This window comes from Blautia luti (genome assembly GCF_013304735.1).
Taxonomy (GTDB): domain Bacteria; phylum Bacillota; class Clostridia; order Lachnospirales; family Lachnospiraceae; genus Blautia_A.
The window spans coordinates 1-16,517 of sequence record NZ_JAAITI010000007.1 but is presented as its reverse complement, the minus strand read 5'-3'; the positions used below and the strand labels follow the sequence as shown (position 1 = coordinate 16,517).

Below are 16,517 nucleotides of genomic sequence, written 5' to 3'. Positions count from 1 at the left end.
TTACGGTAACTTAAAGCCACGATTGTGGAGTTTTGTATATTATAGCAAAAACTCTTTTTTCTGCAAAGTCCGGTATTCATTCTTTACATTGCTTCCAATTCTTCCTATAATAAATGTATCTTTACATATGAAGGAGAAAAAGTATGGCAAATGATAATCGAAAGCCGCCCCACAAACATGATCCGGAACTGGCACGAAAAGAAGCACTTAAGGCCAGACAGACACGCACACATCATTCCAGTCAGAAAGAAAGCGGCCATCGCCAAAACACTTCACGGGAAAACAACCGCCCGTCCACGCACAGTTCTGCCGCATCACGCAGAAAAACCATCAAGAAAAATTCCAGATATCAGCAAGTACGTCGTCAGAAAATGATGCTTGCAGGAGGTGGACTTCTGCTCTTACTTCTTGTAATTATTTTTTCTGCCCGCGCATGTATTTCTTCCAGAAAAGCAGCTGAAGCTGCTGCCCTCCAAAAAGCGCAGGAAGAAGCAGCGGCAAAAAAAGCCGAAGAAGCAGCGAAAGCAGCCCAGAAGGATCCTGTTTCACTGACCATCAGTGTTGTGGGTGACTGCACCCTTGGTACAGACGAAACCTTCGACTATGACACAAGTCTGAACGCCTACTACGACAGCAACGGAAAAGATTACTTTTTCCAGAATGTAAAAAGTATTTTTTCAGCTGATGATCTGACCATCGCCAATTTTGAGGGAACACTTACGGATTCGGATACCCGTGAAGATAAAACATTTGCATTTAAAGCACCTGCCGAATATGCCCAGATCCTCACCAGTGGTTCCATAGAAGCTGTAAATACTGCCAACAATCACAGCCATGATTACGGAGACCAGAGTTACACGGACACCCTGACTGCTCTGGATAATGAAGGGATCACCCATTTCGGATATGATGATACTGCAGTTATGGACATCAAAGGAGTTAAAGTCGGACTTGTTGGCATTTATGAACTGAATGACCATCTTGGCCGTGAACAACAGCTGAAAGATAATATCGCAAAAGTCAAAGCAGACGGAGCAGAACTTGTTATTGTAATCTTCCATTGGGGTAATGAGACTGAAACCGTTCCGGATACCAATCAGATGACTCTGGGCCGTCTGGCTATCGATGAGGGTGCTGATCTTGTATGCGGACATCATCCACATGTACTTCAGGGAATTGAAACTTACAAGGGCAAAAATATCGTTTACAGCCTCGGAAACTTCTGCTTTGGCGGAAACAGTTCACCAAGCGATATGGACACCATGATCTTCCAGCAGACCTTTACTATCACTTCCAACGGTGTACAGGCCGATAATGTAACAAACATCATTCCCTGCTCCATTTCTTCCGCAGACGGTTATAACAATTATCAACCAACTCCTGCTACCGGCGATGAAGCTACCAGAATCAAAGCCAAGATCGATGAACGCAGTGCAGCGATTCCATCCGCTGATTCTACAGCCAAATCATCCGGCGATACAGGCAGTTCTGATACTGTTTCTGCAGATGAGGCATCCGGAAACACTGACACTTCTGATGAATCTGATACAAGCTCGGATTTTTCCGATGAATCTGACAGTTCGGATTATGATGCTTCAGATGAAGAAGATTACAGTTCAGACGAAGAAGCAGATTTCTCAGATAACAGCGAAGAATAGGTAAAATAAAAACCCTGGCAGATACCGCATGATCCATGCGAAAATCTGTCAGGATTTTTTTATGAAAGATAATTGTGTTTTGTTATTCGATCATCATGGCATCCCCAAAACTGAAGAATCGGTATCTTTCCTTCACCGCTTCCTCATAGGCAGCCATAATATGTTCTTTTCCTGCAAGGGCAGAAACCAGCATCAGCAACGTGGACTCCGGAAGATGGAAATTGGTGATCAGTCCGTCAATCGCTTTAAATTTATAGCCTGGATAAATAAAGATCTCTGTCCAGCCACTTCCGGCTTTTACGATTCCGTCTTCTCCGGTTGCGGACTCCAGGGTACGGCAGCTGGTAGTTCCCACGGAAATCACTCTTCCACCGTTTTTCTTTGTATCATTGATCAGTTTTGCCTGATCTTCTTCCACAATGTAAAATTCCGAATGCATATGATGTTTCTCCACATCATCCACTTTTACCGGTCGGAACGTTCCAAGGCCTACATGTAAAGTTACATGGGCAATATTCACACCCATTTCTTTTACCTTCTCAAGAAGTTCCGGTGTGAAATGCAGTCCTGCAGTCGGTGCGGCAGCAGATCCTTCATTTTTGGCATACACGGTCTGATAACGGTTTTTGTCTTTCAGCTTGTGGGTAATATATGGCGGCAGCGGCATTTCTCCCAGCTGATCCAGAATTTCCTCAAAAATTCCCTCATAATGGAACTGGATCAGGCGGTTTCCCTCATCTACAATATCGATGATCTCACCTTTTAAAATGCCATCGCCAAAAGTAATTTTGGCACCCGGACGTGCCTTTTTGCCGGGCTTTACAAGACACTCCCAGATATCATTCTCACGGCGTTTCAGAAGCAGGATCTCGATCAGTGCTCCTGTCTCCTCCTTATGTCCGTAAAGACGTGCCGGAATAACTTTGGTGTCATTGATCACAAGGCAGTCTCCCTTATGCAGGTAATCCAGTATATCGGTAAAATGACGATGCTCGATACTTCCGTCTTTCAGGGACAGATGCATCAGTCTGGAAGAACTTCTGTCCTCCAGCGGGTCCTGAGCAATCAGTTCCTGCGGCAGGTCATAATAAAAATCTGATGTTTTCATAATTATTTTTCCACTTCCTCTTTCCATTGTTTGCGAAGCCTGCGGACCTCGTTCCACTCTTTGTTTGTAAGATCGGCCTTTGGCAGCAGATCCGGTCTCCATTTGGCAGTACGGATAATAGACTGCTCTCTTCTCCATTTATCCACATTTGCATGATGTCCGGAAAGCAGCACCTCCGGAACTTTTTTTCCATGCCATTCTTCCGGTCGGCTGTACTGGGGATATTCCAGAAGATTTCCGGAAAAAGATTCCGTCTCTCCGGATTCCTGATTATTCAGAACTCCTGGTACCATTCTGGAAATGGAATCCATCATAACCATAGCCGGAAGTTCCCCACCAGTAAGTACATAATCACCGATAGAAACATAATCCGTCACAATTTCTTCCAGAACACGCTCATCAATTCCCTCATAATGACCGCAGAGAAAAACCAGGTCTTCTTCCAGTGCGAACTCTTTCGCCATATTCTGGTTGAAAGTTTTTCCCTGAGGAGTAAGAAAGATCACACGTGGTTTTCTTCCGATGCGCTCTACAATGGATTCATAGGACAGATATACCGGTTCTGCCTGCATCAGCATTCCGGCACCGCCGCCATATGGATAATCATCTACCTTCTGGTGCTTGTTGAAGGCAAAATCCCGGATATTGATCGCTTCCAGTGATAACAGTCCCTTTGTAATCGCACGGCCTGTAATACTTGTGTTCATTCCGTTCTCGATCATTTCCGGAAACAGTGTAAGTACATGATAATTCATTTAAACAAGCCCTTTCATCAAATGCACAGTCATGGTATTTTTTTCCACGTCTACATCAAGAACACAGTCATGGATCGCCGGAAGCAGAACTTCCTCTCCATCCACACGATCTACGATATAAACATCATTGGCACCGGTCTCCATAACATCGCGGAGTACTCCGAATTTCTCCCCATTCTCCAGAAGTACATCCATTCCGATCAGATCTGCCACATAATATTCATCCTCGCCAAGCTCCTGTGCTTCCTCACGCGGAATCCAGAGATCACGGCCTTTATACATTTCAATATCATTGATATTATCAACGCCTTCAAACTTCAGGATCGCAAGATTCTTAAAGAATTTTACATTCTGAATATTCAGTCTGCGAAGTTCTTTTCCTGTATCCAGAAGCACATATTCAATATCAAGAAAACGCTCTGCATCATCCGTTGTTGGAAAAACCTTTACTTCACCACGGACACCATGCGTTGTTGTGATAACTCCTACTTTTAATAAATCTTCCATTTTTGCTCCCTTTCAGAGTAAAAACAGGAGCCATGGAATCCACAGCTCCTGTCTCATTTTTCATTGCAGAATATCTACAATCACTTTTTTGCTGCTTTTTGAAGAAGCCGCTTTCACAACAGTACGGATTGCCTTGGCAATTCTTCCCTGTCTTCCAATGACCTTACCCATATCGGCCGGTCCGACTTTCAGTTCAACAACAATCGCGTCGTCTTTCTCAGTCTCAGTAACGACTACCTCATCCGGATTTTCAACAAGAGATTTTGCAATTACTTCTACAAGTTGTTTCATTACATACCTCCTTGCTCTGCCCTTACGGGGCCCACAGATCTTAAATCTGTCAGGTATTATTTCTCGATTCCGGCAAGTTTAAGAAGCTTAGCAACTACTTCTGTAGGCTGAGCACCAGCTGCAAGCCATTTCTTAGCTGCCTCTTCGTCGATTTTGTATACGCTTGGGTCAAGGTTCGGATCATATGTTCCGATCTCTGCGATACATCTTCCGTCACGTTTGCAGCGGGAATCTGCTACTACGATTCTATAGAAAGGTGCTTTCTTCTGTCCCATTCTTCTTAATCTGATCTTAACTGCCATTTTTGTTTTCCTCCAATTATCTTTCTAAAAATTTATTGTTGTTTATTAAAAGGGAAGCTTAAAGCCGCCCCTTTTTCCCATATTCATCTTGCCGCCTGTTAAACCCGGCATCTGTTTCATCATCTTCTTGCTCTGCTCAAACTGCTTCACAAGACGGTTTACTTCTGTGACATCCACGCCTGCACCTCTGGCGATGCGGTTCTTACGGGATATGTTCAGAATGTTCGGATTGCTTCTCTCCTGAGGTGTCATGGAAAGGATGATGGACTTGGTGCGATCCATAGCTTTCTCATCGATCATGCCCTCGATATCTTTCATCTTGCCGCCCATTCCAGGAAGCATGTTCAGGATACTGGAAATACCACCCATTTTGTTCATCTGTTCCATGCTGGTAAGATAGTCATTAAAGTCGAAGTCCATTTTCTTCAGCTTCTTCTGCATCTCCTGGGCCTGTTCCTGATCCACAGATGCTTCCACCTTCTCGATCAGGCTCATCACATCGCCCATACCAAGGATTCTGGAAGCCATACGTTCCGGATAAAACTGTTCCAAGTCCGAAAGCTTCTCTCCCATACCAACATAGAAGATCGGTTTGCCGGTTACGGCTTTAATGGAAAGTGCAGCTCCACCTCGTGTATCACCGTCCATCTTGGTCAGGATCACACCGTCAATGCCGACTTTATCAGAAAAGTTCTGCGCTACATTTACCGCATCCTGTCCTGTCATGGCATCAACTACAAGCACTGTGGCATCCACATTCACATTCGCTTTGATATTCTCAAGCTCCTGCATCATATCCTCATCAATGTGAAGACGTCCTGCGGTATCGATCAGCACAACATTCTGCTGATTGGATTTCGCATGCTCGATAGCTGCTTTTGCAATGTCCACGGGATTCTGCTTGTCTCCCATGGAAAAGACCTCGACGCCCTGCTTCTCACCATTCACCTGCAGCTGTGTGATCGCTGCGGGACGGTAAACATCACAGGCCACAAGCAGTGGTCTCTTTCCTTTGGATTTCAGTTTGCCTGCCAGCTTGGCAACCGTTGTTGTCTTACCTGCACCCTGGAGGCCGACCATCATAAGAACGGTAAGATCCATTCCCGGTTTGATCGGAAGTTCTGTTGTCTCACTTCCCATCAGATTGACCAGCTCGTCATTTACGATCTTGATCACCATCTGTCCCGGATTCAGACCATTCATAACATCCTGTCCGATAGCCTTTTCCTGAACAGATTTCGTAAACTGCTTAACGACCTTAAAGTTAACATCCGCTTCCAGAAGTGCCATCTTAACTTCTTTCAGCGCAACCTTGACATCAGCCTCTGTAAGACGGCCTTTGCCTTTCAGCTTTTTAAATACATTCTGCAGTTTATCTGTTAAACTCTCAAATGCCATTGATCATAACTCCTCTAATATCACATTGGAAATCGCCGCAATATCTTCGGCGTGGTACTTGTCAGCCAGTTCATGGATCTTCATAACCTGACTGCGGATGTTCAGGAATTTCTCGACCAGATGGAGTTTCTCTTCGTATTCTTCCAACGTCCGATTGCACCGTCTGATCATATCATGTACACCCTGTCTGCTGATGCCAAGTTCCTCAGCAACTTCACTTAAGGAATAATCCTCAAATACCACACTGGTGTACACCTGCCGCTGCCTCTCTGTCAGAAGCTCTCCATAAAAATCAAATAAAAAAGTCTGCTCTACAAATTTCTCCATCTGTAATCACCTTGGCTATCATACACGATTCCGGCATGCCTGTCAAGGGTTTTTGCTTTACAAATTTATTTTTTCCAAAATTTCACAGAAAAAAGGTCGGGAAAGCGCTTTTCTGCTGAGTTTTGCAGGCTTTTCCGACCTTTATTTATTTTATTTTCTTCCTATTATATAGTTATATAGGCCAATCTGAATTCGATCAAAACATTTCTTTCGTCATTTTATCGATTTCCTGATCTACTGCCTCATAAACACCTGGGATGCAGGAAAAATTCAGGCCATGGGTGGTACATGGAATAAAATGAAGTTTACCACAGTCTCTGCAAAGCTGATCGGTTGCTTCTTCAATCATTTCCTGATTCCAGTCAAAACGATCTACTTTACCATTATCGATACCGCCCATAAATGTGATATCTTTTCCATATTCTTTGATCAGTTTTGGAAGATCATTGACTGACATACATCCCTGCCATACATCAATTCCCATCTCGATCATTGTTGGAACCAGTGTTGCACTGTAACTGTCATTGTGATGAATGATCAGTTCTACCCCGTGATCATGGTAATAGCCATAAATACGTTTGTAGGAATCCATAAAGAATTCACGGAACATGTCCACACTGATAAATGTAGATTTCTGTGTTCCCCAGTCATCATGATGGAATACAACATCCGGTTTCATATAGGTACAGATCTGCTCTGCCCATTTCAGTTCCCACTCTGTAATATATTCGATCAGTTCATGCATGGCTTCCGGTTCTTCGTAAAAATTCATCATAGTATTCTGAATTTCACAGAGATAATGGCACATCTCAAAAACTCCCGGTGCGATCAGTGTGGCAACCATTGTTTCATTCCTATCAATTCCGGCAATGGTCTCCTGGCATGCTTTCCAGTCTTCTGCTGTGTAATTGATATCCGGTGCTTTTACATATTTTTTCCATTCTGTGATATCCGGGCATACCAGATGTTCGGGATCATGAAGTGGAAACGCTCCTGGCGTTCCTGCCGGCCAGGAATTATAATATCCCCAGCCACATTTTACTGTTGGTGCACCAGGTCCTTCCGGCATCATCGGATACTGCTGCTGATAGGGAGTATTCAGAACAAAGGTCAGTCCCTCATACTGTTTTACAAAACGATCCGGATTTCCTCCACGGATTACTTCCATCATATTCTGTCTTTTTGTTAACATAAAAACACCTCCGCTACGTTATTATGCAGGAAAGCCTTTTTTCCGCACTTGTTTTGCTACACCCCAATATAAAAGGCTTATTTCTGCACTTGTTTTTTCTTTATGATTCTATTATACTGAAAATCAGAAGAATCACAATTCCACATAATATGGTGATTATTCCTATTTTTTCCTATAAAATATAGGAAGGAGGATTTTCTTTGAAACTCAGCGCAAAACTTATCTGCTATCATTTGCAGAAATCATTTCCTATGGATACCTCCAGGCTGGATACAGAGCCCACATTGCTATGTCCTGCCTGTTACGAAAAAAACACACCGCTTCAGGAAGGACGTGTTTATCTTATTACAGATCCTGATTTTCAACCGACTTTTCATCATCCCAAAAATATCCTGTTCCTGATGATCGGAAAAACTTACCGGAATTACGAATTAACTCAGCCAAACATGTGCGTCATTCCTGAAGATTTTCCTGCCAATACCATTTTTAACAAACTTCAGGAAATTTTTATCCTTTATGACCGGTGGAATCAGTCTCTGATGGATTCCCGTCTTCGGAACGCTTCTATTCAGGAACTTCTGGATCTTACCGCTTCCATTATTCCCAACCCAATGATGCTGATCGGTATGGATTTTACTATCATTGCCTCCAGAGGCTGGGATCTGGGCGATCTTTCCAATTCCGTTCTGGGTTCCAACGAAAATTCCTGGGCTGTTGTTGACAGTCTGAAACAGGATCCCCATTATGAGGAAGCTTTTTATAAAACCGGATACTTTTATTATCCCGGAAATGGCCTTACGGTTCCTTCTCTCTGCGTAAACATTTCCAATAATGATAAAGCTGTATACCGACTGATGTTTTCCGGAGGCGAAGTTCCTCTGGATGATACATTTGGTTTTATCCTGGAGTACCTTTCCCAGATGATATCTCATGCCCTTTCCACCGGTATCATGCACAACCGGGATAAAGCGTTTCCTTTGCACCAGATTTTTGTATCTATCCTGACTGATCCAGGAGCTGATTACGTAAAAGTCAGCCAGCAGCTGACAAATGTAGGATGGCTTTCTTCCCATATGTATCAATGCATCCTGATCCAGACCGGACTGATCGACCAGAAAAATCTGACCCTCAATGCCATCTGCAATTATCTGGAAAATACGATCCCGGCCAGTTGTGCTACCGAATACAAAGGCAATGCTGTGCTTTTTATCAATCTGGACCTATGTACCATGACTGTCCATGAAATTTCTGATAAGATCGAGGGTTTTATCAAAAGCAGCATGTTAAGTGCCGGATACAGCCGGAAGATGCTTGGACATTTTAATTTCCACCGGCAATACACACAAGCTTCTGTCTCTTTACAGGTTGGCAAACGCAAAAATCCTGCAGAAAGTATCCACTATTTTAACTCCATCGCTCTGCCCTATATCCTGGAACAGGCTACCAGAAAACTTCCAGCTTACATGATCTGCCACGAAAAGCTTCTGTCACTGAAATACAAAGATGAGGCAAAACAATCTCATCTCTATGACACACTGCGTTGTTTTCTGGAACACAACCAGAACATTGCCCATACTGCCAGCGCTTTATTTATCCACAGAACCACTCTTCTTTACCGTCTGGATAAGATCAAAGCATTTCTGGATTCGGATCTCACAGACAGAGATGAAATCCTTTATCTGCTGCTTTCTTTTCATCTGATGGATATGGAAGAAGAAAATCAGAACACAAACGCATAAAAAAAACGGGAAATCTCATGCATACCATAATATGCTTCCTGATTTCCCGTTTTTTCTATGTAAAGCGGATATTCTCTTTTATAATTCTTCCTTTTTTTCTTCGTTCAGAATTGAAGTACAGTGTGGGCATCTTGTAGCCTCGATGTCGATCTCACTTCTGCAGAACGGACATACCTTCGTAGTTGGTGCAGGCTCTTCCTCTTTTTTTGCTCCGATGGAAGTGATCTTGTTTACCGCCTTCAGAAGACAGAAAAGAATAAATGCCATGATCACAAAATTGATCACTGATGAGACAAAGGATGAAGCAAATCCGGATACATCCTTCAGTGTATACGTTGCTCCTCCTGTAAGCACATTCAGGATCGGATTGATAAAGTTGTCGGTCAGTGATGTTACGATACCTGAGAAAGCACCTCCAATGATCACACCAATAGCCATGTCCATGACATTTCCCCGCAATGCAAAGGCTTTGAATTCCTCCAGAAACTTTTTCATTTGTGATTCCTCCCTCTTTTTTCGGAAATCCTCTGATTCTTATCTGTTTTGGATTTTCCGCTGTTTTTCAGGAAAATTATAGCACTGGCATTTTTTAATTTCCATAGATATTCCAGACAAAATCTCACATCTTATAAAAGAATACGTTCTTCCTGTCCGGCACAGATTTTTTAATGTTTCCCCAATTGCCAGAATGCCACCGCACTGGCTGCAGCCACATTCAATGAATCTACTCCATGGGCCATGGGAATGCATACCGTATAGTCACAGTCCGCAATGGTCTCTGAGGCAAGTCCATCTCCTTCCGTCCCAAGAACAACCGCCAGTTTTTCTTCCGCCATCAGATGGGGATCGTCAATATCAAAAGAATCCTCCTTCAGTGCCATGGCTGCGGTCTTAAATCCCATTGCCTTCAGCAGCCGGATGCCTTCGGTCTTCCACTCTGTCTTTTCATCAAAAAACGTCCATGGGATCTGAAATACAGTTCCCATGCTGACACGGATCGCACGGCGGTACAGGGGATTGCTGCATCCTGGCGTTAACAGCACCGCATCCATTCCAAGAGCCGCCGCAGAACGAAAAATCGCGCCGATATTAGTAGGATTTACCACATTTTCCAGAACCGCGATCCTGCGGGCATTTTTGCAGATCTCATCAATCCCCGGAAGTGCCGACCGGTGCATGGCACAGAGCATTCCTCTTGTCAGCTTAAAACCGGTCAGCTGTGTCAGAACATCAAATTCTGCTGTATAAACCGGAATGTCTCCACATCGCCGGATCAGCTCCTTTGCTTCTCCCTCGATATGCTTATGTTCCACCAGAAAAGAAATCGGCCGGCACCCGGAATCCAATGCTCTCTCAATAACTTTCGGGCTCTCCGCAATAAAGATTCCCTTCTCCGGTTCTGCCCGGTTCAGAAGCTGAATCTCAGAAATCCTGGCATATACATCCAGCTCCGGTGCGTTAAAATCTGTGATTTCTATGATGTTTGACATTGTTGTTTTCTCTCCTGTTCCATGTATATCGTATGTATTTTCAGTTCTTTACCTCATCCGGAATACTGACTGCCGTATTTAATGTTCCTTCAACTGGTGCAATGTAATTGTTCTGAGGTGTTAATATTCCGGATACATCTGCCACACTGATTGATTCATCCGGTGTAATAACCGAAGTATTTGAATGCAGACCGGTAGATGCATCTGCATTATTATAATGGCTTTCACTGCTGTGAGATGCATGATTCGCATGGTTGCTGTGACTTCCATGAGTTGCCACGTTACTGTGAGTTCCATATGTCTCTCCCGAGACATGACTCGTATGGCTTTCATGACTGCTGTGGCTTCCATGTCCACCACCACTGCCCGAGCTGTGTGAACGATGTGAACTATGAGAACTATGAGAACGGTGTCCCGCAAACACTTCATCATACATTAATAAGCTCAGCACTAATACCAGCGAACCAACCATAACCATTTTGTTTCTTGTAATATTGCCCTCTTCCTCATATAAAAAATCTTCCAACGATCTTTCCAATTTTGGAAAAAAATCATTTTTCATTTTATTTTCCTCCTATTGTATACGGATACAAACACCATTCGCCCATTGCGTATCATATATTTTCCCATCATCTCGATAATATGTGCAATTTCCATCCGGTTTATTATTGGCAAAATCTCCTTCCAGAACCGGAGCCTCTCCAGCTGAAAAATAATACTTTCCACTGCCAGACATCACATCGCCATTCCACTCACCAACATAATGATCTCCAGATGTCCATGTATAAGTACCAGTGCCACTTTTCAGCCCTCCACTCAATGTTCCATCATAAATATCACCATTTGCATATACAATGTAACTCTTTCCTTCCAATTCACCATCTCTGATGCTACCATCATAATTATTTCCCTCCACCGTTATATGTACCTGTGAGGTCAGCTTTCCCTTTTTAATATATCTGGTAATGGTCTGCTTTCCATCTGTATATGTATAAGTTCCATTTTTCAAAGAATATTTTTTAAATTCCCCGGAAAGGACGCTGCCATCAGAAGTTCTGCATTCTCCTTTTCCGTTTATAGCGTCTTTTTTCCATTCTCCTGTATATGTAGTTCCATCCGTAACCCATAATGTCCCCTGCCCGGAACGCTTTTTGTTTTTATCAACATTCCCTTCATATACAGATCCGTCCTTATAAGTGATCTTTACTGTTTCAGAATCATCGAGTACAGTATATTTCACAACGTTACTGTTTTTCTCTGTATTTTGGGATTGTCTGGTTTTGCCTTTTACATTTAATGCTTTTTTTGATATATTTTTAACTTTAATTGCCTCAGCCGCATGCTGACTTTCCTGTACCTGGACTGAAACCTCTGTACTTTTTGGCTTTTCATGATACTGAACTCCACCATACGCTGTAGCTGCCAGCACTCCGGCTATAACAAGTGCAATACCCTTGATTTTTTTATTCTTTTTTCCTTTTTTCATATCCATGTTTCAAAAACCTCTAATGCTTTCTCATTGTTGTATATCAGACCAAATATGGTATCCAACATCCCTTTATATATTCTGCAACGATAAGAATTTGCCTGTCTGGAATATATATTTTTTTCCAACGCCAGATTTATGACCGGACAAACACCACAGTATGGATGATAAACACATTCGCAGCAATCCGGCAACGCCTCCAATACAGATGCCTGACATGTAACCTTACACACTCCGCAATTCATCAGTTCATCATATTCTAATGTATCGTAGACATTTCCAAGCCGAAAAGAATCACTTCCCATTTCTGCCAGCATTCTTCCTTCATCGCAGGTATATATATTTCCATCGTAATAATATGCAATCTGTCCCACCGCTGCTCCGCAGGGGCTGCGCAACTCCATATAATTTTCGGAAAAACCGCCCAATATTTTCCTGAGAAAGATTCTGGCATGTCCTTCTATTATGCGAACCCCTTTCTGATTCAGTCGGAGCATATATTCCAGTATTTCTCTGTAAAAACTTATAAATTCATTAACTGTATAGCCTATTTCATCCCAGTGTTCACTGGCATACCCCAAAGGGGTAAGCGGTCTTATAAAAACATATGGCAGTCTTTCTTCCAAATACGCATCGATAATTCCTTTTGGATTTTCCAAACTTTTCCTTGTTGTTGTCTGAATAGCCCCAACCGGAACTTTATATTGTTTTAATCTTCCAATATTATCATGAACTGCTGAAAACGATCCTCTTCCACTTTTATCTGAACGATTGCCATCATGAATCCATTGCGGACCATCCAGTGATGTGGAAATCTTCACAGCATGTGTTTTAAAAAATCTTATCATTTCGTCAGTAAGTAATAACGTATTCGTTACAAGAGAGTATTCAATTTCTTTATCATTGCAATTTTTCTGGCTGTATTCTATTATAAATCGAATTACATCAAAACAAAGCAGTGGTTCACCGCCCTGAAATTCAAAAGTAAGATGCTTCTCCGGAGACTGCAAAGCAATATCAACAGCTCTTTTTGCGGTCTCCACAGACATGCTCCCTTTATTATTCTGCTCTGAATCCTGTGCCTGACAATAAACACAATTTAAATTGCATGCATTTGTCAGTACAAAAATATGAAGACAAGTTGCTGAAAACAGATAAGATTTCATACCTCGATATTGTTCTTTCACTTTTTCTATAAAAACCTCATCATTTTCATCATATATAAAATAATTTTGTTTTAATCTGACAAATATACCCTCTTCCAGCTTATTATACTCTCTGTAAACCAAATGATGAAACTCTTCTTCCGATAAAAATATGTATTTACCCTCTTCATTTGTCAGCAAATACTTATCTTTATATTTTTTAAAATTGTAATAATTTGACTTCATCTACTGTTCTCCTATAGGATATACATCAGGATCCATTAAGTTCCGTGTAGACCAGAAAAAACCACCGCATATCTTTCTTACTGCACATTGTGTACATTCTTTTTTAAAACGTATCTTGTAATCTGTAATACTCTTCACTGCGATAGGTCTATACCCGGGCTCTACCGCACACAGCGGAAAATTATATAACTGAACATCAATTCCATTTAAAATGAGATAATCGATTGCTCTTTTTATTTTGATAAAAGCATCTTTATAATCTATCCACAAATCTTTTCTGTTTACAGCTGCATTTCCCATCATTTCCATTCCAATAAAATTGACGCAAAACACACCCTTATAGTTTTTTACAATATATTTTGCGGTATCAAGAGCAGTATTCACATTCCGCTTCGATACCACAACCCGAATTTCTATTTTTTGTCTATATTTCAACAAATTCCGAATTCCATGATCTGTCTGAATAAAACTTTTCGGAGCCTGTGTGATCTTGTCATGAATTTCAACATTTGCCGAATGAACCGGTATTGCAAATCTCAGTCCATAAGGTATATAGTTTAATATATTTTCGGTATAATTTATATCACTAAATATTCTGCCATTTGTAAGCAGCTGATATCCCGCATACTGAAATTTATTTTTCAGAGATTCAAGAATCTTAAATAAGTCTTCTCCTGCCAGTGTAGGTTCACCGCCTGTAATATTAATATATTCAATATTATCCGGAAGCGCCTCTATATAATTTAATATCCACTCCGTTTTTTCCCTGTTTTCTTTTTTTCGTACAGCAGCAGCCACTGGACACATGATGCAGTTGGAATTACACTGATTTGTTACAAAAATGTCTGCCTCTCTTTCACAACCTGAAAACACTTTTTCTATGTTTCCGTTTTCTCTGATATTTAAAATATCGTTATCTTCCAGCTGTTCTCCTTCATTCAGCCAAATTTTTATAGTATATGCTTTTTTATTTATCCATATATTATAAATATCTTTATCCAGCAAAGATACCATCGGGGTTATTTCTTGTGATATATCGTTCTCTCTCCCCACATACCTTGCCAATACCTCTGAAAATCCCCAGTTTATTACTTTTCCAATTATCATCCTATTGTCCTTACTGTCAGAAATACCACTGTTCCAAGAAAAATGAATATTGCAAATGGAATCTTTCTTACAATAATAATTGTTTCTTTACCATATTTGCTGTCTTTCCATCTGCGAATTGCTTCTGCCTGTTCTTCGGTAATTCTGCTCTTCATATCTTCACTTGTTTCTTCCGGCAATCCCTTTACTCTTGATCTGGTAAACTGCATGATCACCATATAGGATAAAACCATCCCTTTTTTAACCGCTTCTGTCGGTATTTCCTCATAATTATATTCATTCATAAAATGTCTGAGTAAATATATTATCAGCAGGATCAAAAGACTGATCAGCTGAAACCGGACTCCATGCTGAAATACAATCACATATAAATCAATAAGTGTAATAATCAGTATACATATCTTTGATCTAAGAAATTGAATTTTATTTATCAATATCACAGCAAATATATTACCTGTTGTAAACAAAATAATATTCTCATCATACAGTCTTTCGAAAAAAACTCTCCATACACTGCCAAGCGCTGTCAGATAAAGCATGCTGATCAGATATTGTACAACAAAACTTTTCACTTTTTGTCTGGTAAGCTTATTACCCTGGTAGCGTTTTTTTTGTCCGAACAGATATATGACTGATTCTGACAGAACATAAATATATGCCAGAAGAAAGATCATAACAAAAAGATAGATTCCCGGAACAAGTACCATGTTTCCTGTTTCATATAATCTTGCCGGAATCAACGCTGTCATACATATAAGTAACTTCGAATCACCTGCTGCCCAGAAATGAAATCCATATAACAAAACAGATAATATTATCATACCTGTAAGATTGACAAAATATAATTTCACAAATGTTTCTTCATATCGCAGATAATAAAAAATATTAACCAGTGTTCCGGCCGCCAATGCCAAAATTATACTTTTATTACTGACAATTCCATATCTGATATCCGTGACAGAAGTATAAATGCCCAACATAAAAATAATTCCAATCAAAGCGGATTCACAGATGATCATTTTTTCTCCCTTTGCTGTTTATATAATCAATAAGATAATTTTCAAATTCCAACTCTGTCTGTTCTGTATTATATCTGCAGTTTTTAAATCTGCATTTCCAATAATTATTGTCTTCTTCAACTTCAATCAATGCCAGATGAGAAAATACTTTCGTAACTAAAATAATATCTTCGTATTTATATAATTCTTTATTTAATTTTAAATCATTCATTTTTATCAAACCAGCTTTTTGAAATTTCTTTTGCATCAAAACTTTCTTCATCCTTTACATTTTCTTCATTCAGATGAACCATTGTGGATGATAAAGCTCTTGCTACAATCATTTCCCGAATATTTTTTGTCTGTCCCGCAATAATTTTTCTTGTTTCCTGCGCTATCAGTTCATTTTCAAATTTATTAAAAATATTTTCTTCTGACTCATCCAATTTTGAAGTTACAGAAACCATATAATTTTCATTATCACAATCAAGGTGAACATATACATCATCTGTAAATGCATATGCTGCTTTCATCAAAACATCTTTACTATACAATTCTTTTGAATATTTCCTCATACTATCCAATCCCTCTGCTATGATATAACATAACTTATCCGTCATGCTGTTTCTTCTGTCGTATAATTTTTGTACCGTCCTATTATATACGACAAAATCTGACTATTTTCTCCCTGATAATTACATGATTTAAACGCAAGTCAAGACCACCCGCTTAGCGGGTGGCTTGCTCTGTCCCTATAAGGGACTATTC

The 16,517-nt window shown here is 40.8% G+C and carries 19 protein-coding genes; 2 read left to right on the top strand and 17 right to left on the bottom strand.

Annotated elements, in window-relative coordinates; translation table 11 throughout:
- Positions 1-143: 143 nt before the first annotated feature.
- Complete coding sequence (locus G5B06_RS05515; RefSeq protein ID WP_173771501.1) at positions 144-1,658, top strand: CapA family protein; 1,515 nt, start codon at positions 144-146, stop codon at positions 1,656-1,658.
- An 82-nt stretch (positions 1,659-1,740) separates the two neighbouring features.
- Here G5B06_RS05515 and queA read toward each other — a convergent pair whose 3' ends face one another.
- From queA to G5B06_RS05475, 8 genes are all read right to left on the bottom strand, one after another.
- On the bottom strand, positions 1,741-2,766 hold the full coding sequence (gene queA, locus G5B06_RS05510) for a tRNA preQ1(34) S-adenosylmethionine ribosyltransferase-isomerase QueA (RefSeq protein ID WP_021978093.1): 1,026 nt from the start codon (positions 2,764-2,766) through the stop codon (positions 1,741-1,743).
- Between the two features lie 2 nt (positions 2,767-2,768).
- Positions 2,769-3,521, bottom strand: a complete 753-nt coding sequence (gene trmD / locus G5B06_RS05505) for a tRNA (guanosine(37)-N1)-methyltransferase TrmD (protein ID WP_021978094.1) — start codon at positions 3,519-3,521, stop codon at positions 2,769-2,771.
- A complete protein-coding gene (gene rimM, locus G5B06_RS05500) occupies positions 3,522-4,028 on the bottom strand; it encodes a ribosome maturation factor RimM (protein WP_021978095.1) in 507 nt (168 codons plus the stop codon).
- Positions 4,029-4,088: 60 nt separating this feature from the next.
- Complete coding sequence (locus G5B06_RS05495; RefSeq protein WP_015525219.1) at positions 4,089-4,319, bottom strand: KH domain-containing protein; 231 nt, start codon at positions 4,317-4,319, stop codon at positions 4,089-4,091.
- Positions 4,320-4,375: 56 nt separating this feature from the next.
- Positions 4,376-4,621 (bottom strand): 30S ribosomal protein S16, encoded by a 246-nt coding sequence (gene rpsP, locus G5B06_RS05490; protein WP_015525220.1) that lies wholly within the window; start codon positions 4,619-4,621, stop codon positions 4,376-4,378.
- Positions 4,622-4,666: 45 nt separating this feature from the next.
- Entirely contained in the window at positions 4,667-6,019 is a 1,353-nt protein-coding gene (ffh, locus tag G5B06_RS05485; RefSeq protein ID WP_021978096.1) for a signal recognition particle protein, read from the bottom strand.
- Positions 6,020-6,022: 3 nt separating this feature from the next.
- Positions 6,023-6,346: a YlxM family DNA-binding protein gene (gene ylxM, locus G5B06_RS05480; RefSeq protein ID WP_021978097.1), complete on the bottom strand. Its 324-nt coding sequence runs from the start codon at positions 6,344-6,346 to the stop codon at positions 6,023-6,025.
- Positions 6,347-6,542: 196 nt separating this feature from the next.
- The gene (locus tag G5B06_RS05475; protein WP_021978098.1) at positions 6,543-7,538 is read right to left on the bottom strand and encodes a uroporphyrinogen decarboxylase family protein; all 996 of its coding nucleotides are present in this window, start codon (positions 7,536-7,538) and stop codon (positions 6,543-6,545) included.
- 200 nt (positions 7,539-7,738) lie between these two features.
- Between G5B06_RS05475 and G5B06_RS05470 the strand changes: the two genes are divergently transcribed.
- A complete protein-coding gene (locus G5B06_RS05470; protein WP_173771499.1) occupies positions 7,739-9,277 on the top strand; it encodes a PucR family transcriptional regulator in 1,539 nt (512 codons plus the stop codon).
- Between the two features lie 78 nt (positions 9,278-9,355).
- On the opposite strand, the gene mscL is transcribed toward G5B06_RS05470, so the two are convergent.
- The 9 genes from mscL to hxsD all read right to left on the bottom strand — a co-directional run bounded on the left by mscL (position 9,356) and on the right by hxsD (position 16,369).
- Positions 9,356-9,772, bottom strand: a complete 417-nt coding sequence (gene mscL, locus G5B06_RS05465; RefSeq protein WP_173771497.1) for a large conductance mechanosensitive channel protein MscL — start codon at positions 9,770-9,772, stop codon at positions 9,356-9,358.
- Positions 9,773-9,942: 170 nt separating this feature from the next.
- Positions 9,943-10,767, bottom strand: coding sequence for a TrmH family RNA methyltransferase (locus tag G5B06_RS05460; protein WP_173771496.1), 825 nt, complete (start codon positions 10,765-10,767; stop codon positions 9,943-9,945).
- A gap of 40 nt (positions 10,768-10,807) precedes the next feature.
- Positions 10,808-11,329: a His-Xaa-Ser repeat protein HxsA3 gene (gene hxsA3, locus G5B06_RS05455; protein WP_148447015.1), complete on the bottom strand. Its 522-nt coding sequence runs from the start codon at positions 11,327-11,329 to the stop codon at positions 10,808-10,810.
- Between the two features lie 12 nt (positions 11,330-11,341).
- Positions 11,342-12,259, bottom strand: coding sequence for a hypothetical protein (locus G5B06_RS05450; RefSeq protein ID WP_173771495.1), 918 nt, complete (start codon positions 12,257-12,259; stop codon positions 11,342-11,344).
- Positions 12,250-13,644, bottom strand: a complete 1,395-nt coding sequence (gene hxsB / locus G5B06_RS05445; protein WP_173771494.1) for a His-Xaa-Ser system radical SAM maturase HxsB — start codon at positions 13,642-13,644, stop codon at positions 12,250-12,252. Before hxsB ends, G5B06_RS05450 begins: the two co-directional genes overlap by 10 nt.
- The gene (gene hxsC / locus G5B06_RS05440; RefSeq protein ID WP_173761584.1) at positions 13,645-14,751 is read right to left on the bottom strand and encodes a His-Xaa-Ser system radical SAM maturase HxsC; all 1,107 of its coding nucleotides are present in this window, start codon (positions 14,749-14,751) and stop codon (positions 13,645-13,647) included.
- Entirely contained in the window at positions 14,748-15,770 is a 1,023-nt protein-coding gene (locus tag G5B06_RS05435; RefSeq protein ID WP_173761583.1) for a prepilin peptidase, read from the bottom strand. Before G5B06_RS05435 ends, hxsC begins: the two co-directional genes overlap by 4 nt.
- A complete protein-coding gene (locus G5B06_RS05430) occupies positions 15,757-15,981 on the bottom strand; it encodes an HxsD-like protein (protein ID WP_148447025.1) in 225 nt (74 codons plus the stop codon). The genes G5B06_RS05435 and G5B06_RS05430 overlap by 14 nt, the downstream gene beginning before the upstream one ends.
- Positions 15,974-16,369, bottom strand: coding sequence for a His-Xaa-Ser system protein HxsD (hxsD, locus tag G5B06_RS05425; RefSeq protein ID WP_173761582.1), 396 nt, complete (start codon positions 16,367-16,369; stop codon positions 15,974-15,976). The genes G5B06_RS05430 and hxsD overlap by 8 nt, the downstream gene beginning before the upstream one ends.
- Between the last annotated feature and the right edge of the window lie 148 nt (positions 16,370-16,517).